Raw genomic sequence first — 22,386 nt, 5'->3', positions numbered from 1 at the left:
GTACGCAAAACGGAGATAACACGCATGCAGCAATCACATCACCAGCACCTTACCGTTCACCACCGCAACCCTGCTGCTGAAAACATAATCAGCATCACGGCGGTCTGCATACGACTGTTGAATCAGCTCCTTCCTGCGGGCTACTTTTCCTTTAAAAAGCACCTTGCCATTTTGCCGGATGGTAATTGGCTTGTCCAGGTTCATCATTTTATCGTTCAGGTGAATGTATAACGTATCGTTATCATTCCTCTGAATGTCGATTTCCTGGCCGCGGTAAGAGGCGAAAACCGTGTGGCCTTTTACTGCCGAACCCTGGGGAACAGAAAGCCAGTAAAAATGCTTTCGTACCACATCGTCCTGGATCCAGTTTACCTTCTGAGGATAAGGATTACGTTTAAATTTCGCCATCCACGCGACACTGATCGTATCCTGCTGCTTCATCCAATGCGGCATACCGGCCATTAAATGCGCATCGTGAATGAAGCCGCCTTTGTCAGTTGCTTGCAGCGAATCAAGGCGGTTGGACCATTCCGTTAGCAGCCCGTTTCTGTTATATGCGGCATCCTTCTCGCCTACGGCCAGGAAAAACGGCAGGTTCCGGAGGTTCAGAATGGGCGCATCGCCGGGGTGCCCGGCCATCATCGCTGCTGCTGCCCAGTGATCGGCCATTCGCGGTGCGAGCTGGTACACGCCGTCGCCACCTGCCGAATATCCCATTACATATACTTTATTCGGATTAACGCCTTCAACTATTATCGCGTCCAGAATAGCTCTTTCGAGCAAACCGTCTACCGGCTCCTGATGCCACATATTCCAGGTGTTCGACGGTGAGCGCGGGACGAAGTAGACGCCCTCGGTCGGTTTATATAACCTTTGCTGATTTTTGTACTGCTGATCGTTCATGGATGCAGGGCCGCTGCCACCACCGTGCAGGGAAATAAACATACTGCGACCATCACTTGGTTTCTCACCAAAAACCTTGACGGTGAACAACAAACTATCGCTGCCAATCTGAATTTTTCCTTTTTCCCATTCTGCTTTGCTGGTTAACAGGAATTTCTCTTTATAGTCCGAGACCACCTTTTCTGCCTCCGCAGCAGCTTCCTTTGCAGTAATACTTTTGGAAGCGGGCTGTGCGAATGTGACTGAAACGAGCAAACAGAACAGAGAAACGGAAGCTGCTTTAAAAAGGAACATATAGAAGTGAATGTGAAATCATAGTAAAAAACATGCTGCAAGGTACGAAGTTTCAGGTTTTGGGCACTTTGCTCAGCCTGCTCACTTTCAACTCATGTTCAGAAGCCAAAATCTTCCCAATATTGCAATATCACCCTAAATCCAAATCGGGCCCAATGGATATTGTACATAAGAAAGACAAGGAAGAAACGAAGAAGAAACTGATCCAGGCGACCGGGGAGATATTTATGAGTAAAGGCTATCATGGTTTGAAAGCCGCAAAAATCGCCTACGTCGCAGGTGTGAGCAAAACATTGATATATCGCTATTTTGGGAATGTTGAGGAGCTTTTCAAGGCTTATCTGTCTGAAAAGGATTTCTGGGTGTCCATGGAAGATCAGGTTGAGGAGCTGCTGGAAGCTAACCGTCATGATTTCGGGAAAGAGCTTGCCAAGAAAACGCTGGAAGCCCAGATCTCCTATTTTATCCAGAATAAAGAAATGCAGGAAATCATGCGTTGGCAAATTACCGAGCCGAACCAGATTGCCCGAACTCTGGCAGATTCCCGGGAGTTGCTGGGCGAAGAGTTGCTCAGCCTCAGCGATCCTTATTTCAAAAACTCCGGCGTGAATTTTCGTGCATTGCTCGCCGTGATCATTCCCGGCATTTACTATCTCGTTCTGAATGCAAAAGTGAATGGGAGTTCATTCTGCGGGATTGATATCAATAAAAAAGAAGATATGGAGCAGTTGCAAATGGCTGTGAAACAAATTGTAGACTGGTCCTACGAGAAAGCCAGCTCCTGAAAATACCTTGTTTGCTATTTCTTAAAGTAACAATAAACCCGGGAAAAATATAATTTTGCATGTTACGGTTTAGTGGAAAAAGGAAACATAGATTTCGAAAAATTTTGACTATCTATGAACAAAACCTTTACCAACGTTGTGCATGCTGCCTGCCTTCTTGCTTGTAGCTATCTATTTTATTATCACGCCGTAAATTTCAATAAACCGGCTCTCAACGATGTAGTGATCATCGACAAATCCCTGGAAAACTACCAGGAACTCGCCCGTAATTCAGGGAAAAGTGCATTGGTGATCCTCGTAGAAAATACCGACAGCGGGTTTTCAGCTCTGGAAAATAAACTAAGTACGTTGCACGAAGTAGCACGTCTGCATATTCTTACTCACGGTACAAATGGGAACTTTGTGCTGGGGCGGCAGCAGCTAAATGCACAGAATATCAATGAATTTAGTAGTTTCTGGAAAGCTGTTAGCAAGAGTTTTGCGTCTGAAAAATCCGAATTACTGATTTATAGTTGTCAGCTCGCGGGCAACCGGACCGGGCAGCACTTTGTGGATAAGCTTCATGAACTGCTGGGTGTGTCCGTAGCTGGCTCCGAGGATAATACAGGCGCTGGTACAAAAGGCGGAAACTGGGATTTGGAATATGTAGCGGGACAGTTGACCAAAAATCAGGTTCTGAAATTTCTGGATTTCAAAGGTTTGCTGATTCCTTATTTCTCTGAACGCAGCGGCACAAATAGTCCATTTGACGCGATGAAGATCCAGACGGACGATCAGCTTATTTATGGTGATTTTGATGCTGATGGCGACATTGACATACACCTTTATGCTGGCGGAGCTGAAAACCAGTATTGGCGGAATAACGGAACCGGCGGCTTTTCGCAAGTCAGTGGCGCGGGTAACCCTTTCAATAATGTTACTGAGAAGTCGGTGTTCTACAACGCGAAATATGCCTTTGTAGCCGATTGGGACAATGATGGAGACGATGATATTTTTGTCACAAGACGGTCTCAATCCGATCAGAATATCTTCTATAAAAACAACAACGGCGTTTACCAGGAAATTACCGGCGCTGCCAGTCCTTTTGATCAGTTGAAAATTTCAGGCGACGATCAGCTCATTTACGGTGATTTCGACGTCGACGGAGATATTGACATTCACTCGTACCCGGGCTCAGGGAACAACGATTTTTGGCAAAACAATGGGAGCGGGCAGTTCACCAAGGTTACCGGATCAGCGAACCCGTTCCGAAACCTGGGCAATACGGCTGCTTTTTTCACAAATGCATCCTTCGCCCGCGTGGCCGACTGGGATAATGACGGCGATGACGATATTTTTGTTACCAAACGCAGCCTCGGTGCAGCAACCGGGGAAAACATATTCTATCGCAACGACGGCGGCACTTATGTGGAATTGTCTGGCGCGGCAAGTCCGTTCAGAAACATCGCCATCGTGCAGGACAATCAATATATCTACGGTGATTTTGACGCAGACGGCGACATTGATATCCAGGCTTCCAGCTCTAATGCGTCCACTACACTCCGGTTTTGGCAGAACAATGGCAGCGGCGGGTTTACAGACGTTACCGGCACCAACAATCCTTTCAACAACATTCCAAACAACGGCGCTTTTTATAATAATGCTGCGAAAGCATTCGTCGCCGACTGGGACAATGATAACGACGTGGACATTTTCGTAACTGCAAGAACCGCATCCGACCAGAACATTTTATTCGTACAATCCGAAGCACCGCCGGCTTTAAGCAGCTCCAATCCTGGAAATGCAGCAACGGGCGTTTCGGTCGACGCCAACATCGTGCTTAATTTCAGCAGACCCGTCAATGCAGTAGCGGGTAAAAACATTGTGATCAAGCGCGTTTCGGACAATGCAACAGTTGCCACGATACCTGCCACAAGCAGCCAGGTTTCCGGCGGTTCCACAACAGCGATCACGATTAACCCGACGGGCGATCTGGAAGGTAGTACTGGTTTTTATGTGTTGATCGACAAAGGCGCATTTGCCGATTTGGACGGAAGGATTTTTGCGGGTATTCGCAGCAGTACTGCATTACGGTTTACGACCGGAGCAGCTTCTACGACGGTCAGCAGCATTACACGTGCCAATTCGTCTCCAACCAATGCTGCATCGGTAGCTTACACAGTCATATTTGCCCAAAGTGTCACCGGTGTGGACGTGACGGACTTTTCACTCACTACAACAGGAGGGGCAAACGCCACGATAGCAAGCGTATCCGGAAGCGGCACCACTTACACCGTGACGATCAACACAGGAACGGACAATGGAACGATCCGCCTTGATTTTACGGGAACAGCCGGCACAGTACCCGCAGTAGCCTCCGCTTTCACGGCCGCCGAAACCTACGAGATTTACAAAGTATCCACGGCCACCAATTTTTACCGGACCCGAAACGCCAATGCAGACTGGAACCTGGCCGAAAGCTGGGAATCTTCCGCAGACAACAGTTTCTGGATAACGGCGACCAGCTTCCCAAATGCAGCCACGGCGGCGGTAACTGTTTCGCCCGGGCAGACGATCGCGCTTCCGGCTGGGTTTGATCCTACGACTGGCAATCTTGTCAACAACGGGATAATCAATGTAAATACTAGTTCCCTGACCATTTCAGGCACATTTGCCAATGCGGGAACGCTGAAAGGCAGCGGCAGTTATGTGGTGAGTGATTTTACAAATGCAGGAAATATCGCTCCCGGGAATTCTCCGGGTAGCCTTTCCTTTACCGGTAACCTGACCAATAATGGGGTGATTGACATTGAATTGGCCGGAACGACTGCGGGATCGGAGTATGATCAGATTCAGGTGCTGGGTACTATGACGTTTGCCGGAACGCTGAACGTTACGTTGGCCGATAATTATGTACCCGATGCAGGAGATACATTTACGATCATCGATGCAGCCAGTAGTACAGGTGCATTTGCAACGGTGAACCTCCCGGAAGTTCCGCGGAAGATTTGGGAGACTACCTATGATAATGCAAACGGAACATTTGTGATCAGGCTGATTAATGATCCGCTGCCAGTCACGCTGGTCAGTTTCGACGCCAGAAAACAGGAGGCTGCGGCTGCATTGCGTTGGGAAACTTCGCAGGAGACCAACAGCAGCCATTTTGAGATCGAAAGAAGTGCAAAAGGGTTGGGCTGGGAGCGCATTGGATCGGTCGCGGCAATGACTGAAAGTTCGGCCGTGAGGAAATACGAATTCACAGATCTGAATCCTCTGGCAGGAGAGAATCTGTACCGTCTCAAAATGGTCGACCTGGACGGAACATTTGCTCACAGCAGAATACGGAGCATTAATTTCGGTGAACAGACCATTGAAATCAGCACATATCCAAATCCCGTAACAGAAAAGATTTTCCTGAATGTAAAGAATAGCCGGACGGTGAACGGGATTATGATTTACAACCTTTCCGGGATGCTGGTGAGCAGCTTCGGCTCTTATACAGCCGATGGAATTCAGGTGCAAAACTTACCTTCCGGCCTGTTTTTACTAAAACTCAACACCACCGACGGGCAGTCCAGACAGTTGAAGTTTGTGAAGCATTAAGCTCCGTTTTAGACAATATAAACACTCCATCAGCAGATTAAAGAACCTGGCTGTGGTATCAGTGATTTTGATTTTATTCCTGATGTGGATTCAATTGAAAAGCTGATAACGCAGCTGGGTTATTTTGTTAAAAGACATGGCGTGAAGTCGCAATGAGAAACTCAGGGTGCTGATTTTAGTTGATCTCTTTTAGCAAAACGAATCATAAAAATCTCGACCAGCACCCCAATCCCAACTCCCACACTATAACATACCAAATCGCTCCAAACGAAAGTAAAGCCGAGTATCAATCCGCCCAGCGGCATATTCCGGATCGTATCAATCCACGGCGCGTGATACAGCTGACTAAGCTCAATGCAAACCGAAAACCCAAGTGCCGCCGCAGCTACCTTCCAGGTTGACCATTTGCGAAAAACAAAAGCAAACCCAAAAAACACCATCATCGCCCATAATGCATCACCGACATAAAGCTTGATGAATGCATGATGCCCGAGCAAACGGCGTGACAGAAAGCCGGTTAGCATTATGCCGGCTGTGATTGAGCCGTAAACCAGCCGATTTCTGAGAGAAACCCGTGAAGAAGAACTGTTGTGCATTGACAAATAAAACAAAAAAGGACTGTCGCCAACAGTCCCCCATTCCTAAACTTTCGCCCCCATCTTCTCGAAGCCTTCCCAAAGCACCTTCAGATCAAAAAGCGCCGATTTTTCAGCTCTCAAATGGAATATCCGAATGATAAAGCGCCAGATTATGCACCGTCAATTTCGTTGAGCAAGTCGTTGATGAGCGATTTCAACTGCTCTATGAAGTTTTTCTTGCAGGAGCTTTTGCGGAGGCAGGGCAGTAAGGTAGTCAGCTACCCTGATATTACTTCTGTCGAGTTGTAACAATTCCACGTGCTCCTCATTCTTGCCTGTGCAGAGGATCAGTCCGATCGGCGTGTTTTCACCTTCAACTTGCTCGTATTTTTCAAGGTAACGAAGATACAATTCCATCTGCCCCTTGAATCCAGCCTCGAATTCTCCGAGTTTGAGATCAATGGCAACCAGGCATTTAAGTCGTCGGTGATAAAAAAGCAGGTCGATATAATAGTCCCGATTATCAATGGTAATCCTTTTTTGCCTTGCCAGAAAAGCAAAGTCGCTGCCCATTTCTGTTATGAAACGTTGCAATTCAACGATGATGCTCGTTTCCAGGTCCCTTTCAGAATAGGTGTCCGCGAGACCCAGAAAATCGAGAAAATAAGGGTCTCTGAAAACGAGGTCCGGACTTACCTTCTGCTCTGTTTTCAATACCTCCAAATCATTGGCAATCGTTATTTCCGGCTTCTTGCTGATGGCGGTACGTTCGTAAAGCATGGAATTTATCCGTTCCTGCAATTGTCGCGACGACCATTTTTCAAGCTTGCAGATCTCGATGTAGAAGCTCCGTTTCAATTCATCATCAATCGCGATGATCTGTCGGATATGTGTCCAGCTCAATTGTGTACGCAGTGCGTGCACAATTTCAACTTCGGGGAAAACCTCAGCAATACGAAGGCAGTGATGCAGCTGTCGTTTGCTCCATCCATTGCCATATTCCATAGTCAACTGCTTAGACAGCGTGTCAATGACCTGCTTCCCGTACTCGGCTCTATTAAAATTCAAAATCTCCTGATTGATCCGTTTACCAATATTCCAGTACAAAAGGGTAATCTCCGCGTTAACTGCGATAGCAACGTTTTGCCTGCTTTGCTCAATGAGCTGCTTTATGTCATTGGCAATCAGTGGTAAATCTGAAAGTGGTGCATTCATAGAAGCCAAATCTGCTTTTAAAAAACAAAGAAGGACTGTCGCCAACAGCCCTTCCAATCCTAAGCTTTCCCAGCCATCTTCTGGAACCCCTCCACGAGTAAATTCACATCAAAGAGCGCCGACTTCTCAGCCGTATCGAACGGAACATCCGAATGATAAAGCGCCAGATCATGCACCATTTTAAGCGAATGCGCCAGCTCCTTACAGCCTTGACATTCGATGAGGTACCAAAACTCGGCTTGTGAATCTGTCAGCGGAGTGCTGGCATTTGATGCGTGACGTGCATCATTCGTTGTGTTGACTGAATTTTCGTTCGAGTCGACACCGGGACCATTTGAAGTTCGCATATCCAAAATGGATTAAGGTGAATGAAAATGGAGAGGTCACTGCGAACTTCATCAAAGCTGGCGCTCATGATAGGTCTCGGGACTTCCACCCGTATGCCCCTCCAAGACGATATTTTAAACCCAAGCTTTCGCATGAATGCCATAAAAATTTTAAATAAAGTTCGCGTAGCAAATATAGGGGAAAGTTTGAATCGATGTGAGATGAATGAACTAACGGTGACCGGTGATAGATCGCAAGATGATAATTCATTATTTTAGACATTGCAAATCGTATTCTGTTTGAACTATGCCACGAAACAGCTCCAAGCCTCCCAATTCATTCAACTCCTCGGTGTACTTGCTTTCAGAATACGATTTTGATAGAATTGCTAATCTGAACCTATTGAAGGAAAGCGAACAATACCGGCTAATACGAGATCGACAAAATATGTATGACGAGAACGCCGTGCCGGTGTATTTCGGCCCTTCAAAAATTGGATATCTTGAAAGGGGTGTTGCAGCAATAGCTTCTAAACTTATTGATGACGGAGACGTACTTTCCGTAGCATATGTGAACGGCTATAAAAGCGCTCACTACAATGCTGAGCATGATAATGAAAAAGGAGATGGATATTATCGCAAATTACAAATCCGGATTACTAATGAATCCTGCTTGGCTCGTGCTCAGGGAATCGAGTTAGACGATATGATCAAAGCCAAATATCAACAGCTATATGACAATCCCGCACTCAATAAAGCCAGCAGTGCAAGAGGATGCATGATTGTATTAATATTTTTTATAATTTTATTTGTACTAATTAATGCTCTGACCAGCTAGATTTAATCCAGCAACCTCAGTGGAAAACTCCCGCCAGTATTGGAGAGAATCTGATAACACTTACGGATACATTAGTTCAGCTATGTTAGGAAAAAATCTTCTGACTCACTCTGTTCCGAATGCCACTTTTCCCATTGCTCTTTCTCCTGTTTAAAGATTTGAGCATCAATATGTCTAGGCATAAATAAGGACACTTCATCGTCAGCATATTTTGCAAAGACATACCTATGAGCATGTTCCGCAATCATGCGACGCAAAATTCTGGTTTGTTCATTAGAGAATCTGCTGCCACGTTGCGGTGGTTTCTTGCCGACGATAGTATAAAGCATATGTTCCGGACTAAGCGGCATTAGTATTTCTGAACCTTTATTGCCTAATCCGCCTTTGAAATCGTATTTTCCAGGTTTATAATAATTAAGTCGAATAACAGGCTTATCAGAGGTCATCCAATTCATTCCATTTGCGGGATGCATGATAGTCCATTTATGCCGGTGCAGAATTTGGGTAGTATCCTCTAATTGATATTCCATTAAGGACAACCAAGATTGTCGACCAGCAGCCGTTTCAACGTTTAGAATACCAAATTCTTCTCCGTCTTTTATTTCGGTTGTTATTTTCAGTGGAAAGGTTGTCTTCAGTTTATCGATTGAAGTATTCGTAGCATTCTGTTGCTGCTGTTGTTGTTCCAATTGCTCTGGAATTTTCGCTAGAACATCCTCTATTATCTTAGAGACGATTCCCGGCTTTTTTTCGATATGTTCTAGAAGACGAGCCGGGGTTCTAAGATCGTGCAATGCCAAGAATCGAACCAATTTATGCCAATCATCAGGAGTCAGCCGATCCTCATTTACAACATTTTGAATACAGGATTCCGCAGGGGATTCAAATTCATTTGCAAAGCGACGCTCAATCTCATCACTTTCAAGACCATTTGACCTTCGTGTATAGAGGTGTTCCTGATAAGCAAATTTTTCAATGCTTTCCTCTTTCCAAACCGGCACCTGATCATGTGAGACCAACCTACGATAGACAAAAACTTTATTAGGAGAAGATTCCCAATGTTTGAGATAACTCTGTGAGAGATAGTGATTGTTCTTTCGAAATTCTGATGCGGACATACATGTTAGAACTTTTAAATTCTTTCATCAATATACTGAAAAAAACAGCAAATTCACCATATCAAGCTATTGAACAGTCAGCTTTGAATTGTTGTACTAGATTCGTATCTTTCATCATTCCTAATGACAAGAACAACCATGAATCAGTCAACAAAATACAAAAGCATTCAGGAATTGAAATCATCTTCAAAGCCTGCTGACTCATCTTCAGTGAAGTCAATGGAGCGCCACGAGAGTTTTGAGCGTTCAATGAAGTCTTTGAGACAAGAATATATCAAAGCTGGTTCTAACAAGAAATGAGCCTTCAATGGACTATACACGCATCATTCGCTACATCTGCGAGATCTTCAATAAACATATAGTAGAATATATGATCGTGGGCGGTACTGCGGTGGCGCTTCATGGACATTTCAGAAAATCTACTACTTTAAAGGGCGAGGTCGTTGATAAGCCAGACCTAGATTTTTGGTATAACCCCACCTACGAAAATTATTTCAACCTTCTCAAAGCTTTGGAAGAGCTTGGAATAGATGTAACAAAATTCCGTGAAGAGCAAGCCCCTGATCCCAAAAACTCTTTTTTCAGATTTGAGTTTGAGGATTACACGCTTGATCTGCTCCCCAATATAAAGGCACCTCTGAAATTCAGGGTATCATTCGCCAAAAAACAAATTGTCCAATCCGACGGTGTAGAGATTTCCTTTATCAGCTTCGACGATCTGATTGAAGATAAGCAAAGTCTTGGTAGAGCGAAGGATATGGAGGATGTTAGGGAGCTTAAAAGGGTGAATGAGTCCTGAAAGGTTGCTATTGGTTGAAAACATCTGCTATTGCAACTTCTATTAATTCAAAACAATAAAAACCTGCAAACTGAAATTGGTTGATTTATAGGCGTTTACATCTATTTTCGTTTGCAAGTTCGTTTGCAGGAATGCAAACTTTCAAGTATAGCACAAATAGGTTTCAATGGATTTAATTTGTCCATATTTGATGTTTCGACCATTTCTCTAACGTCGAAAGAATGGTCTATAAAGCTTAGTAGGTATAAATGTGCTTTGCTGCTAATCGCACTGAGATTAATAGATAACATAGCCTGGTGGCAGTTTGCACTAAATCCGCCCCCTCAATCCCCCTTCAAATTCTCAAGCGGATTCACCAGCGAAGCCTTCACTGACTGGTAACTCACCGTCAGCACCGCGATTACAATTGCCAACAAGGCGGCAAGGGCGAAAACCCACCAATCCAGATTCACGTGATAGGCATATTCCTGCAACCATTGGTTCACCGACCACCAGGCGACGGGGAAAGCGATCACATTTGAAATCAGGACGAGTTTCAAGAAGTCTTTTGAAAGGAGCGTGGCGAGGCTGAATGACGAGGCACCGAGTACTTTTCGGATGCCGATTTCTTTCACACGCTGCTCAGCGGAATAGGTAGCGAGGCCGAACAGTCCGAGGCAGGCGATGAAAATGGCGGCGAGTGCTGTCCAGATCATGAGTGTCTGGCGGCGGGAGTCTTCCATGTAAAAGCGGGCGAGCTGCTCGTCAAGGAAATGGTATTCAAAAGGTTCGTCGCCGTCGGCCCGCACCAGTACGGCCTTCAACTTTTCCAGCGTAGCCGGAATGTTGGCCGGTTCTATTCTGGCGGTATAGTAATCAATGGGGTGAACAGGATTTTGATTATAGCCCAAAACCAGCGGAGCAATTTTTTCCTTCAAAGATTGGAAATGGAAGTCTTTAACAATGCCCACTACCTTTGCCTTAAAGGGCGTTCCGTTCGCATTAACAGCTTCAAAATCACCACCATTCGACGAAGCGGCGGGAATTTCCACAAACTGACCGGCCGCACTCGTGATATTCAGCAGCCTGGCGGCGGTTTCGTTGAGTAGTACCGAAGTCGAGTCGGAAGGATTATCGAAGTTGCGGCCTTGTGCCAGTTTTATGTCAAAAGTGCCCAGGAAATCCTTGTCTGCCCCGAAAAAGTAAGTCATCTTCGGCTCAGTGCGGTTGCCCTGGGCATTGACCTTTACGCGTTGGTACATTTTCCATTCGCCGGGCACCCGGGAAGTGAGCGACACGCTTTTCACAGTCGGGATTGCGGCCATTTCGGCTTTGATCGCTTCGGCGGCGCTCCTGGCCTTGCCTGTGTTGATATCAATCACCACGAGCAGATCTTTGTTAAATCCCAGGTTGGTGTTGTTCATGAACTTCACCTGACGGTAGAGAACAATCGTTCCGATAATGAGTACGATCGAAACCGTAAATTGGAACACAACCAATCCTTTCCGTAATCCCAGACTGCCGCTTTGATTGATTTTCATGCCTTTTAGCAAAGCCACAGGCTTAAAACCTGAAAGCAGCAGGGCCGGGTAACTGCCCGAAATAAGGCCAATCAGGACTGTGGCGCCAACAGCCAACAACCATACGCGGTAGTTGGTGGATAAATCAAAGGAAAGCTGTTTTTCTACAAAATTGTTAAATGGCGGCAGCAGCAGGTTCAGTAGAAGAACGGCCAATACAAACGCCAGTCCGGTAATCAATATGGCTTCCAACAGGAACTGATAAACCAGATTCTGCCGCACTGCACCGATCGACTTACGCACCCCGATTTCTTTGGCCCGGTTGGACGCCCTGGCGGTGGAAAGGTTCATATAATTGATGCCCGCGATGAAGAGCACAAACAGGGACACAAACGAAAACATCCTGACATAACCCAGGTTCCCCTGCGGCATTGCCTCCACATTGGAGTTTCTGGCCCCGTCGACGATGTTTCCCGAATGCAGGTGCATGTCTTTCAGAGCCTGTAAGCTGAAATGCAGGCGCGTACCTTCCTCAGGTTTGAAGTTGGCTAGGACCATGCTGGTCATTTTAGCGGCGGTAGTTTCCGGCTCTGCGCCGTTTCTCAGCAAGGCATAAACGGAAAAACCGTTGGACAACCAGTCGGTAGCGGCGATGTTTTTGAACTCGTCCGAGTTGGTGTTTTTGGAAATGAGGCTGTTGAAGGTAAAGCTGGAATTTTTCGGTTGATTTTTCAGAACACCGGTGATCCTGTGCGGCGTGTCGAGGTAACTCCATTGAAGCTGTTTGCCCAGCACCTGCGTGCTCCCGAAAAGCCGCATCGCCAGCTCTTCGTCGATCACGATCGAGTTCGGCTCTTTCAGCGCCGTTTTTTTATCGCCCGAAATCAATGGGAAATCGAATATTTCAAGAAAGTTTTGATCGGCTATGGTAATGGTTTCCTGGAAATTGACCGGGTTCTGCGGGTCTGTCAGATTCGCTCGTCCGATGCGGCTCATGCGGGTTGTATTTTCTACTTCGGGAATGCTCTGCTTTGACACTTCCGCCAGTTTGAAGCTCGCCGCCGCAATGGTGGTCTCCTCGCCTTTTACATTCATATGCTCCACAACCCGGTAAATGCGGTTCGCTTTGGTATGTTGCTGATCAAACGTGAGTTCGTCGAACAGATAGAGTCCGATGAGCAGGAAGCAGGTAAGACCGAAAGTAAGGCCGGCCACATTCAGGATGGTGTAAAGCCTGTTCCGGACAAGTGTGCGGATGGCGACAGTGAAGTAGTTTTTGATCATAGCTTATTAGGAAAAAGGGGGTGGCGGATCAACGTTAAAGTTGTAATCAATGGCAAGAAGATGCATTGATTTTACAATTTGAAACGAACAAATCTGTACCATCCTGAAAAAGGTGCAAAACGGGCGATTTCAAGTGAATGGCTGTTCGGCAAGGAACATAGGATGTTCGATAATGAACATCGTCGCACTATTCCCTGTCTGATCCGTTTGTTTGTATTTAATTTACGCAATCACTTAAAAAGCCCAACTATGCCCATTCATGTCGCCATTACCCGCAAAGTGCTTCCAGGAAAAGAAGAGGAGTTTAAAGATGCGCTCCGGCGTTTTCTGGGAGATTCGTTTTTGCATGGAGGCGTTCATGGTGCTTCCATGATGACCGCGCTTCCGGGCAGCGAAAGTCGCGAGGTTGGGATATTGCGGACTTTTGCAGATGAAGCCGAGCGTGATGCTTTTTACAATTCACAACTTTTCAGGGATTGGGAAGCCTATGCGTCGACCCTAACTGAAGAGCCCGTTTATCGCGAGCTTACTGGTCTGGAAGCCTGGTTTCGCTCGCCGGTGCCGCCGCCGCGATGGAAAATGGCTGTTGCGACGCTTTGCGGTGTGTTTCCAACGAGTCTCCTGTTGTCCTACACCATTGGCCCGTACCTGGCTGCGCTTCATCCTGTATTCAGGACTTTGATTATTGCTGCGTGTATGGTCGGGCTGCTGACCTGGGTAGTGATGCCGCAGGTGACAAAGCTGCTGAAACCCTGGCTTTCCGGCCGCTCGCATGCGAAGTAAGAGAAGTGATAACAAGCTGATGTTGACCTGTATCTGGCACAAAGAACCCCTGTTTTTGTCCCACATCACCTCCATTGAAAACAAAAGCAACCTTTACTTTTGACGTTCATCAAATGCAACAAACTATGAGAACGCTATCATTCAGCATGAACATCACGATCGATGGCTATTGCGATCATACGCTGGGCATCCCCAGTGCGGAAGTACATGATTATTTCACACAATTGCTGGACGACGTCGACTTGCTGTTTTTCGGGCGGGTAATGTACGAACTGATGTTTCCTTACTGGTCCGATGTGGCGAAAAATCAGTCTGGTACACCGGATGAAATCCAGTTTGGTGAAAAAATCACATCGATCGAGAAAGTAGTTATTTCAAAAACGCTGGAAACCGCTGACTATAACACCCGCATTATCCGCTCAAACCCGGTAGAAGAACTCCTGAAACTGAGACACCTGCCGGGGAAAAAGATTTCGGTAGATAGCGTAAGTCTGCTTCCGGAATTGATTGCAGCCGGACTGATTGATGAATTCAACATTGTAGTTCACCCCGTCATAGCCGGAAAAGGGCGTCGGCTGCTGGACACGGAATTGCTCCGCGACAAACTTGTATTAAAGCTGGTGGAGACTGTCAAGTTTCAAAACGGCTGTGTGGCGCATCAATATGCGAGGTAGAGTCTGCGGAGGCTATCAAACCGGGTTTACATCAATTCTCATCTCTCATTTACCGGAGGATAATCCGCCAAAATATTGGTACAGCTTCCTCCTATATTGGGTTCAAATAAAACGACTTGAACCAATGGAGAAGCAGATTGAGATTTATAAAAGCGGCAATGGGGAAACGCAGATTGAAGTGAAGTTTGGTCAGGAAACTGTTTGGCTAAGCCAAAAAAACATGTCTGATTTATTTGAAAAGGACACGGACACCATTGGGCTACATTTAAAGAATATTTACGCCGAAGAAGAATTGGATCCAGGTTCAACAACCGAGGATTTCTCGGTAGTTCAAAAAGAAGGAAAGCGCAACGTCAAACGAACGATCAAGTTCTACAATCTGGATGCTGTCATTTCAGTCGGTTATCGGGTTAACTCGAAACGGGGTACTCAGTTTCGGCAATGGGCAACCCAGCGGCTCAAAGACTATCTTATCCAGGGCTACGCCATCAACGAAAAGCGGCTCGCGCAGAAAAACCAGCAGGTGCAAACCTTGAAAGACGGAATCCGTATTTTAAGCCGCGCTATAGAATATAAGGTTGACGAAGTGGACACCGCCTGGCTGGCGCATTTTGCAAAAGGACTCGAACTGCTCGACGATTACGATCATGAAGCACTGGATCAGAAAGGCATCACCCAACGAGCGGCGTCATATCCCGATTTATCAGCTTATCAAAATATCATCGGCATCATGCGGCAGGATTTCAGCTCTTCCGTATTTGGAAAAGAAAAAGACGACAGCTTCCGGAGCTCCGTCGCACAGATCGGCAAGGGTTTTGGTGAAGTGGATTTTTACCCGTCGATCGAGGAAAAAGCGGCAACGTTACTGTATTTAATCATCAAAAACCACTCCTTTGTTGATGGAAATAAGCGGATTGCCGCTGCATGTTTTCTGTTGTTCCTGGAAGTAAATGGTTTATTGAAAGCGAAAGAAACCCCCATTATCAGCAACGAAGCCTTGGCGAGCCTGACACTCTTCGCCGCAGCCAGCAAACCCGAGGAAATGGAGACCGTGAAGAAGCTGATTGTAAGTGTGTTGAACAGAAATCAATAATAAATCCCAGAGAGTTGAGATAAAATACCGGGTGGCAAAATGTACCTGACCATTCAACTTTTGTCCATTCTCTCCCGCCTTCCAGCCTGCCAATTTTGCATTCAGTTTAAAGGACGCGGCGCGGTGCCGCTCCTCTCACATTAACTCAATGCAAAATGAAAAGACAACAGAACCGCACATTGGGTGCATTCGAAAAAACGTTTTGGCTGCTGGATCAGATCGATTCAAAAGACTTCTGCCTGGCCGCCGATATCTTCGGAACACAACCCGTTGAAAAATGGCGGAAGGCCATCGACATGGCACAACTACGCCATCCCAACCTTTCGGTAAAGGTGGTGCTGGACGACTTGGGAAGACCAGCCTTGCAGCATGTGGACAACCTGCACATTCCGCTCCGTGTGGTGCATGCAGAGCAGAACTATCGCTGGGAACAGGAGGTTGAGAAAGAGCTTTCTGTACGGTTCAATACAGCCGAAGGTCCATTGCTACGGGTTGTTTTGGTTCAAAAAACAGACCGCTCCGTCCTGATCCTGGCTGCAAACCATACCGTGGCCGATGGCACATCATTGAGCTATTTGACTCGGGATATATTGCTTGCCGTTACCGGAAAAGAGCTGGAATTAATGCAACCGCAAGTCTCTAACGATGAAACCCTTGGTCTTCCGGAAGATCTGCCTGCACAGACAGTGGAAAAGGTGCTCGAATTAAAAATGAAGACGGATGTAGTCAATCCATTGGTTTCATCGCATCGCTTTTCAGAGAGCACAACGCATAACCTGCTCGAACGCGCCAGACAGGAAAACACAAGCGTTCATGGTGCCATTTGTGCGGCCGTGCTAATCGCGTCAAGAAAACTGCGTCCGGAATGGGACGAGACCAAAATGGAGCTGGTTTCGCCTGTTTGTACGAGAGGAGCGCTTGATCTGGACGATAATTTTGGACTGAACATTACCACGCAATCCGTGTTTTTTGAAAACCAGCGACATTTATCCTTCTGGGATCTGGCAAGGCTTGCCAAGGCCGGCCTCGGCGGAACCAGTTCAACTGAATATACAACAGGCTATTTATCCTTTTTCCGGGACCTGGTTTTTGGTCACAATGATATGCAGCAGATGCTGGATGCGTTGAAACAAGCATTCAATCATCACATTATGGTTACCAACCTGGTGCGGGTGAGATATAAAACTGATTTCGGGCTGTTGAAGCTCGAAGCCTTGTATGGTCCGATGGTTCGGTCTGGAGAGGGAATGGAGCAGACGATCGGCGCATTGACAACCAATGGTTCGCTGGGACTGACCAATACAAGCGATACGCCGATTCCCGGCCTGCTTGCTGAAATGGAGCGAATTCTGGAAAAGGCTTGTCAGGATAATGTGGTTACGAAGACAGCATGCTCTTTTCGATAAGCTCCCGCAAGCGCTGGTCATTCTGATCGCCCCACGCTCCAATCGCACCGATGACGGGGATCAGTGATTTTCCGAAATCGGTAAGATAATATTCGACTTTGGGCGGAACGACCGGGTAAATGATTTTCCCGACCAGCTCGTGGTTTTCAAGCTCTTTCAATTGCACATTCAACACCCGGCGGGATGCATCCGGAATTTGCCGTTGCAACTCGCTGGGGCGTTGGAAGCCCTGGTGAATGAACCACAAAAGTCTCATTTTCCATTTGCCGTAAAGCACTTCACCGATCAGGTCGAGCCCGCAATTCAGGTTGGGCATTGTCTTTCTTTCGTACATGCTGCAAATATAAACATATGCCTTTGGAGGTTCAATAGGGATAAATTTATCCCTATCTGAATCGTAAATCCGTACTTGTCAGCAGGAAGCATAGTGCTGAAATTTGTCCTACACAAAACCAACAAGGACATGGATTTCAATTTTGAAAACGAACTAAAAGACAAAATTGCACTCGTAACCGGGGGATCAAAGGGCGCCGGAAAAGCCATTGCAGACCGGCTTTTGAAAGCAGGTGCAACGGTGATCATCACAGCTAGGAACAAGCCGGAAGAAGAAAATGAAAACATTCATTTCATATCGGCCGATTTAAGCAAACCCGAAGGCACCCAACAAGTGGTGGAAGAAATTCACAAACAATTCGGTCGACTGGATATTCTGATCAATAATTTGGGCGCCTCAGAAACGCCCGCCGGCGGCTTTGCAGTACTAACCGACGAGCAATGGGAAGAGACACTTCAAACCAATCTGCTGGCGCCCGTGCGACTGGACCGCGGCTTCCTGCCCGGCATGATCGAGCAGGGCAGCGGTGTGATCATTCACATTGCGTCCATTCAGGCTAAGTTACCTTTATATGAATCTACATTGCCCTATGCGGCGGCCAAAGCGGCTTTGGTCAATTATAGTAAGAGCTTGTCGAATGAAGTCACCCCGAAAGGTGTACGTGTGCTCACCGTCTCTCCGGGCTGGATCATGACGACAGCGTCCGTCCGAATGATGGAGCGCATAGCCGAAAGCTCAGGCGGCACGATGGAAGAAGCTGAAAAAAGCGTCATGGATGCATTAGGCGGCATTCCATTCGGCAGAGCTGCCTGGCCGGAGGAAGTTGCCGAGCTGGTCGGTTTCCTGGTCTCGCCAAGAGCAGGCTATCTTACCGGGACCGAATATGTGATTGACGGCGGCACGGTTCGTACAGTTTAACAAGCATTCAGCAGGTTTTTTATTAAAGCAAAATCAAATTTTCTATCAACTTAAATTTCAAATCATCATGCAACTCCCTGAAAATATAGAAGGCTTAATTAAAGCACAAAACGAAGCGGATAGCAGCACATTTGCCGATTACTTTACAGAACAGGCAACCGTGTTCGATGAAGGCTCATCCTACACCGGTAAAAGTGAAATCAAACAATGGATCGAAGAGGCAATAGAGAAATATAAAATGCAGTCGAAAGTCATTGATTTCACGCAAACAGGCTCAAAAGGAACACTGATCGTGGAAGCAAGCGGCACATTTCCGGGGAGCCCGGCAGTGATGCATTATCATCTGGATTTCGATAATGCATTCATTAGCTCGCTGAAAATTACAGGCTAATGTTCTCAAATGCATTCATTTGCAGGATACAACGTCAGCCAAAGAGATAACAGCGACCTTTTAAATAATTGCTTACAGCTTTAAAGTGCCAGCATGCTGCATACGCGCAGAAAGTTGTCCGTCTCCTTTACCGAAGGATAATCCGCCAAATTATTTGCCAGGCTTACTTCTATATTGGGGTCAAATAAAATGGTTTGAAAATGGAAAAGCAGATTGAGATATACATCAGCCCGGATGGACAGGCGCACGTTGAGACAAGGTTCGAAGACGACACTGTTTGGCTTACTCAAAAAATGATGTCAGACCTGTTTCAAACGACAATCCCCAACATCAATATGCACCTCAAAAATGTGTATGAAGATGGGGAGTTGATGGAAGAGGCAACTGTTAAGATTTTCTTAATAGTTCAATCGGAAGGCAAGAGAGAAGTGAAACGTAGTCAAAAATATTATAATCTGGATGCCGTTATCTCCGTGGGCTATCGTATCAAGTCGGAAGTTGCCACGAAATTCCGCCAATGGGCGACCCAGCGGCTTAAAGAATATCTTGTCCAGGGCTACTCCATTAACGAACAGCGACTTGCTCAGAAAAACCAGCAAGTGCAAACGCTGAAAGACGGGATTCGCATTCTGAGCCGTGCGATTGAATACAAGGTTAATGAAGCAGACACAACCTGGCTCGCACATTTTGCCAAAGGACTGGAATTGCTTGATGATTACGACCACGAAGCATTGGATCAGAAAGGCATTAGTCAAAGAGCGGCCGTTTACCCTAACTTATCGTCTTATCACGACATTATTGATACCATGCGGCGTGATTTCGACTCTTTCGTGTTTGGAAAAGAGAAAGATGATAGTTTCCGAAGCTCGGTTGCGCAGATCAGTAAAGGATTTGGGGAAATTGATTTTTATCCGTCAATCGAGGAAAAAGCGGCTACCCTGCTTTATTTAGTTATCAAAAATCATTCATTTGTCGATGGGAATAAACGAATTGCCGCGGCGTGTTTTCTACTTTTCCTGGAAGTCAATGGCTTATTGAAAGCAAACGAGAACCCAATTATCAGCAACGAAGCACTCGCGAGTCTGACACTTTTCGCCGCGGCCAGCAAACCGGAGGAAATGGAAACTGTAAAGAAGTTGATTGTTAGTGTTTTGAACAGGAATCAGTAACAAAAGAGGGACTGCCCTCGCAGTCCCTCTATTCTAAACCTTTTCTCCCAACTTCTGAAATCCCTCGACAAGCAAGTTCACATCAAAAAGCGCCGATTTTTCGGCCGTATCAAACGGAATATCCGAATGATAAAGCGCCAGATCATGCACCATTTTAAGCGAATGCGCCAGCTCTTTGTAACCCTGACATTCAACTACATACCAGAATTCAGCTTGTGATTGCGTCAGCGGAGCGCTGGGGTTTGATGCTTGACGTGCATGATTCGTTTCGTTGACTGGATTTGATTTTGAGCCGATTCCTTCTTCATTCGTTAAAGTTTGCATATGACCATGAAAAAGAGTGAGAAAAAAGGAGAGGTCACCGCAAACTTTAACGAATGAAACTACATCGGTCAGGTCTCGGGACTTGCACCCGTATGCCTCTCCAGGACCATTTTGGTCTGACATTTGAAAATAGTTTCATAAGAATTTATTAAAGTTTGCGGGGCAAATATAGGGGAAAGTTTGGATGGTGGAACTGCGGATGAACTAACGGTAAATTCAATTGCTTCTTGAATCGAACAAAATAATGTAAACAAAAATGTTTATATTTATTGTATGGAAAAGCAGTTCGAAAAATTCAAAGGCATTCATCCCGGAATCATCCTTGACCGTGAGCTGAAAAAACGATCTATCAAGCAACGTCCGTTTGCACTATCAATCGCCGAACATCCCCAGAGTTTCAACGCGATAATCAAAGGAAAACGAAGCCTGAGCACAGCATTGGCACTCAAAATCGAAAGAGGGCTGGGCCTTGACGAAGGCACATTTGTACTGCTGCAAGCTTACTATGATATCAAAACTGAAAAGGAGAAGCTCAATCGCCAGACTCCTGACCTGACAGTTTTGCGAAAATCACTTTTCTGGGATACCAACATTTCACAAATCGATTGGCAAAAACAGGCAAAGGCTGTGATTAACAGGGTTTTTGAAAGAGGTGACGAAGCCGAGAAAAAGGAGATTTCAAGATTTTACGGGCAAGAAAAAGTAAAGTCAATGCTTCAAACTTCCGAGATACAGCAATCCGATGATTAATCACGCACATGATAAGTTATGCTTTATTACAACACTATTAAATCAGCTCTTAAAAGACACACTTTTCAAACTGATGGCGGCAGAGCCGTTTAATTCTTTCAGGCTAGTAGGCGGAACCTCACTCAGCTTGCAGCTCGGCCACCGAATTTCTGTTGATATCGATCTTTTCACAGATGTACCGTATGGAAGCATTAATTTTGAAGCATTAGAAGATTTCTTAAACAATACATTCCCGTATGTAAGCCACTTAGCAAATGTACTTCCCGGCATGGGCAAGTCTTACACCGTCGGAGCCGACCGAGATCAGGCAATTAAGATCGACATTTATTACACTGACAAGTTTATCCAACCCGCTCTCATTATCGACGGCATCAGAATGGCGACCACAGAGGAAATCATAGCGATGAAAATCGATGTGATACAGCGAGGCGGCAGGAAAAAGGACTTCTGGGATTTATATGAACTACTGCCGAAGTATAGTATCCGCACCATGCTCGCTCTTCACAAGCAGCGTTATGAATTTGGTCATGACTCAAATTTAATCCTGAAAAATTTCACCGACTTTACACAGGCCGATGGCGACTTCAATCCGATCTGTTTGAGGGGAAAATATTGGTAATTTATCAAAGAAGATATCGAGGATGCGATCAAGGAATTAGGAGTTAATTACTAATCTCTAACGTCCGGTATTTTCGTTGCAGTTCGCTGGGGCGTTGAAAACCAGGTGGATAAACCGCAAAAGCTGTATTTTCCAATTTCCCCTGCCCGGGTAACTTACATTGGAACACTTGTAAGTTACCCGGGCACATCCCGACAGATTTATATAAATTGCTTTTTCTAACCAAAAAAACCTTTCCGCATGGCACATACTACCTCCAATCCAAAGATCCACGAAGGCCGTAACATAAGACGATTCCGGGAAATGATGTCTGTAAAACAGGACGCACTCGCCTTTGAGCTTGGAGATGACTGGAACCAGCAGAAGATCTCGCTACTGGAACAAAAAGAAAAGATAGATTCCGATATCTTGGAGCAGGTTGCGGCAATTTTGAAAATCCCGGCTGAGGCGATTCGAAATTTCAATGAGGACCAGGCAATTAATATTATCACTACTACTTTCCATGACAGGGCTTTCGGCAGCTCGATTAACCACGGCACCATTCAATCAGATCCAATTGACAAGATTATTCAGCTACATGAGGAGAAGATTGCCTTGTACGAGCGGATGTTGAAGGAGAAAGATGAAATGATGGAGCGGTTAGAGCGGTTGATTGGGGGGAAATAAGGAACATTGCGAAGTTATCAAGATTGTTGTGTCCAAAA

At 45.9% G+C, this 22,386-nt stretch carries 22 protein-coding genes; 14 read left to right on the top strand and 8 right to left on the bottom strand.

Annotated elements, in window-relative coordinates; all coding sequences use genetic code 11:
• Positions 1-33 precede the first annotated feature (33 nt).
• Positions 34-1,197, bottom strand: a complete 1,164-nt coding sequence (locus tag Q369_RS0127355) for an alpha/beta hydrolase family protein (protein WP_051664321.1) — start codon at positions 1,195-1,197, stop codon at positions 34-36.
• A 155-nt stretch (positions 1,198-1,352) separates the two neighbouring features.
• Between Q369_RS0127355 and Q369_RS0127350 the strand changes: the two genes are divergently transcribed.
• Complete coding sequence (locus Q369_RS0127350; protein ID WP_031530890.1) at positions 1,353-1,982, top strand: TetR/AcrR family transcriptional regulator; 630 nt, start codon at positions 1,353-1,355, stop codon at positions 1,980-1,982.
• A 114-nt stretch (positions 1,983-2,096) separates the two neighbouring features.
• The gene (locus Q369_RS28640; protein WP_051664320.1) at positions 2,097-5,564 is read left to right on the top strand and encodes a DUF4347 domain-containing protein; all 3,468 of its coding nucleotides are present in this window, start codon (positions 2,097-2,099) and stop codon (positions 5,562-5,564) included.
• 161 nt (positions 5,565-5,725) lie between these two features.
• Here Q369_RS28640 and Q369_RS0127340 read toward each other — a convergent pair whose 3' ends face one another.
• From Q369_RS0127340 to Q369_RS0127330, 3 genes are all read right to left on the bottom strand, one after another.
• Entirely contained in the window at positions 5,726-6,088 is a 363-nt protein-coding gene (locus Q369_RS0127340) for a ribosomal maturation YjgA family protein (protein ID WP_229206965.1), read from the bottom strand.
• A 234-nt stretch (positions 6,089-6,322) separates the two neighbouring features.
• On the bottom strand, positions 6,323-7,357 hold the full coding sequence (locus Q369_RS0127335) for a PDDEXK nuclease domain-containing protein (RefSeq protein WP_031530887.1): 1,035 nt from the start codon (positions 7,355-7,357) through the stop codon (positions 6,323-6,325).
• Between the two features lie 59 nt (positions 7,358-7,416).
• Positions 7,417-7,704, bottom strand: coding sequence for a hypothetical protein (locus Q369_RS0127330; RefSeq protein WP_031530886.1), 288 nt, complete (start codon positions 7,702-7,704; stop codon positions 7,417-7,419).
• A gap of 286 nt (positions 7,705-7,990) precedes the next feature.
• Here Q369_RS0127330 and Q369_RS0127320 point away from each other — a divergent pair, with 286 nt between their 5' ends.
• The gene (locus Q369_RS0127320; RefSeq protein ID WP_031530884.1) at positions 7,991-8,521 is read left to right on the top strand and encodes an HIRAN domain-containing protein; all 531 of its coding nucleotides are present in this window, start codon (positions 7,991-7,993) and stop codon (positions 8,519-8,521) included.
• 80 nt (positions 8,522-8,601) lie between these two features.
• Here Q369_RS0127320 and Q369_RS0127315 read toward each other — a convergent pair whose 3' ends face one another.
• The gene (locus Q369_RS0127315) at positions 8,602-9,639 is read right to left on the bottom strand and encodes a DUF4238 domain-containing protein (RefSeq protein ID WP_031530883.1); all 1,038 of its coding nucleotides are present in this window, start codon (positions 9,637-9,639) and stop codon (positions 8,602-8,604) included.
• 307 nt (positions 9,640-9,946) lie between these two features.
• On the opposite strand from Q369_RS0127315, the gene Q369_RS0127305 reads away from it, so the two are divergent.
• The gene (locus Q369_RS0127305; protein ID WP_031530882.1) at positions 9,947-10,438 is read left to right on the top strand and encodes a hypothetical protein; all 492 of its coding nucleotides are present in this window, start codon (positions 9,947-9,949) and stop codon (positions 10,436-10,438) included.
• A 323-nt stretch (positions 10,439-10,761) separates the two neighbouring features.
• Here Q369_RS0127305 and Q369_RS0127300 read toward each other — a convergent pair whose 3' ends face one another.
• Entirely contained in the window at positions 10,762-13,221 is a 2,460-nt protein-coding gene (locus tag Q369_RS0127300; RefSeq protein WP_031530881.1) for an ABC transporter permease, read from the bottom strand.
• 249 nt (positions 13,222-13,470) lie between these two features.
• Here Q369_RS0127300 and Q369_RS0127295 point away from each other — a divergent pair, with 249 nt between their 5' ends.
• The 4 genes from Q369_RS0127295 (at position 13,471) to Q369_RS0127280 (ending at position 17,177) form a co-directional block, all read left to right on the top strand.
• Complete coding sequence (locus tag Q369_RS0127295; protein ID WP_031530880.1) at positions 13,471-14,004, top strand: putative antibiotic biosynthesis monooxygenase; 534 nt, start codon at positions 13,471-13,473, stop codon at positions 14,002-14,004.
• A gap of 125 nt (positions 14,005-14,129) precedes the next feature.
• Positions 14,130-14,678 (top strand): dihydrofolate reductase family protein, encoded by a 549-nt coding sequence (locus Q369_RS0127290; RefSeq protein WP_051664319.1) that lies wholly within the window; start codon positions 14,130-14,132, stop codon positions 14,676-14,678.
• 124 nt (positions 14,679-14,802) lie between these two features.
• Positions 14,803-15,771 (top strand): virulence RhuM family protein/type II toxin-antitoxin system death-on-curing family toxin, encoded by a 969-nt coding sequence (locus tag Q369_RS0127285; RefSeq protein ID WP_031530878.1) that lies wholly within the window; start codon positions 14,803-14,805, stop codon positions 15,769-15,771.
• Between the two features lie 155 nt (positions 15,772-15,926).
• Positions 15,927-17,177 carry a phthiocerol/phthiodiolone dimycocerosyl transferase family protein gene (locus Q369_RS0127280; protein WP_031530877.1) on the top strand — a complete coding sequence of 417 codons (1,251 nt, stop codon included), beginning with the start codon at positions 15,927-15,929 and terminating at the stop codon, positions 17,175-17,177.
• Here Q369_RS0127280 and Q369_RS0127275 read toward each other — a convergent pair.
• A complete protein-coding gene (locus Q369_RS0127275; protein WP_031530876.1) occupies positions 17,149-17,511 on the bottom strand; it encodes a winged helix-turn-helix transcriptional regulator in 363 nt (120 codons plus the stop codon). The genes Q369_RS0127280 and Q369_RS0127275 overlap by 29 nt on opposite strands.
• Positions 17,512-17,640: 129 nt before the next feature.
• Here Q369_RS0127275 and Q369_RS0127270 point away from each other — a divergent pair, with 129 nt between their 5' ends.
• From Q369_RS0127270 to Q369_RS0127260, 3 genes are all read left to right on the top strand, one after another.
• Positions 17,641-18,429 carry an SDR family oxidoreductase gene (locus Q369_RS0127270; protein ID WP_031530875.1) on the top strand — a complete coding sequence of 263 codons (789 nt, stop codon included), beginning with the start codon at positions 17,641-17,643 and terminating at the stop codon, positions 18,427-18,429.
• Positions 18,430-18,496: 67 nt separating this feature from the next.
• The gene (locus Q369_RS0127265) at positions 18,497-18,820 is read left to right on the top strand and encodes a nuclear transport factor 2 family protein (RefSeq protein WP_031530874.1); all 324 of its coding nucleotides are present in this window, start codon (positions 18,497-18,499) and stop codon (positions 18,818-18,820) included.
• A gap of 200 nt (positions 18,821-19,020) precedes the next feature.
• On the top strand, positions 19,021-19,989 hold the full coding sequence (locus Q369_RS0127260; protein WP_031530873.1) for a virulence RhuM family protein/type II toxin-antitoxin system death-on-curing family toxin: 969 nt from the start codon (positions 19,021-19,023) through the stop codon (positions 19,987-19,989).
• A gap of 33 nt (positions 19,990-20,022) precedes the next feature.
• Here the strand turns inward: Q369_RS0127260 and Q369_RS0127255 are convergent, their stop codons facing one another.
• A complete protein-coding gene (locus tag Q369_RS0127255) occupies positions 20,023-20,436 on the bottom strand; it encodes a hypothetical protein (RefSeq protein ID WP_157488337.1) in 414 nt (137 codons plus the stop codon).
• Positions 20,437-20,586: 150 nt separating this feature from the next.
• On the opposite strand from Q369_RS0127255, the gene Q369_RS0127250 reads away from it, so the two are divergent.
• The 3 genes from Q369_RS0127250 to Q369_RS0127240 all read left to right on the top strand — a co-directional run bounded on the left by Q369_RS0127250 (position 20,587) and on the right by Q369_RS0127240 (position 22,348).
• On the top strand, positions 20,587-21,063 hold the full coding sequence (locus tag Q369_RS0127250) for a helix-turn-helix transcriptional regulator (protein ID WP_031530871.1): 477 nt from the start codon (positions 20,587-20,589) through the stop codon (positions 21,061-21,063).
• A gap of 73 nt (positions 21,064-21,136) precedes the next feature.
• Complete coding sequence (locus Q369_RS28150) at positions 21,137-21,682, top strand: nucleotidyl transferase AbiEii/AbiGii toxin family protein (RefSeq protein ID WP_205624375.1); 546 nt, start codon at positions 21,137-21,139, stop codon at positions 21,680-21,682.
• Positions 21,683-21,922: 240 nt separating this feature from the next.
• Complete coding sequence (locus tag Q369_RS0127240; protein ID WP_031530870.1) at positions 21,923-22,348, top strand: helix-turn-helix domain-containing protein; 426 nt, start codon at positions 21,923-21,925, stop codon at positions 22,346-22,348.
• Positions 22,349-22,386 lie beyond the last annotated feature (38 nt).

This window comes from Dyadobacter crusticola DSM 16708, assembly GCF_000701505.1.
Taxonomy (GTDB): domain Bacteria; phylum Bacteroidota; class Bacteroidia; order Cytophagales; family Spirosomataceae; genus Dyadobacter; species Dyadobacter crusticola.
Note: the sequence above shows the minus strand (reverse complement) of the source record. Positions and strands in the feature narration are given on the sequence as shown.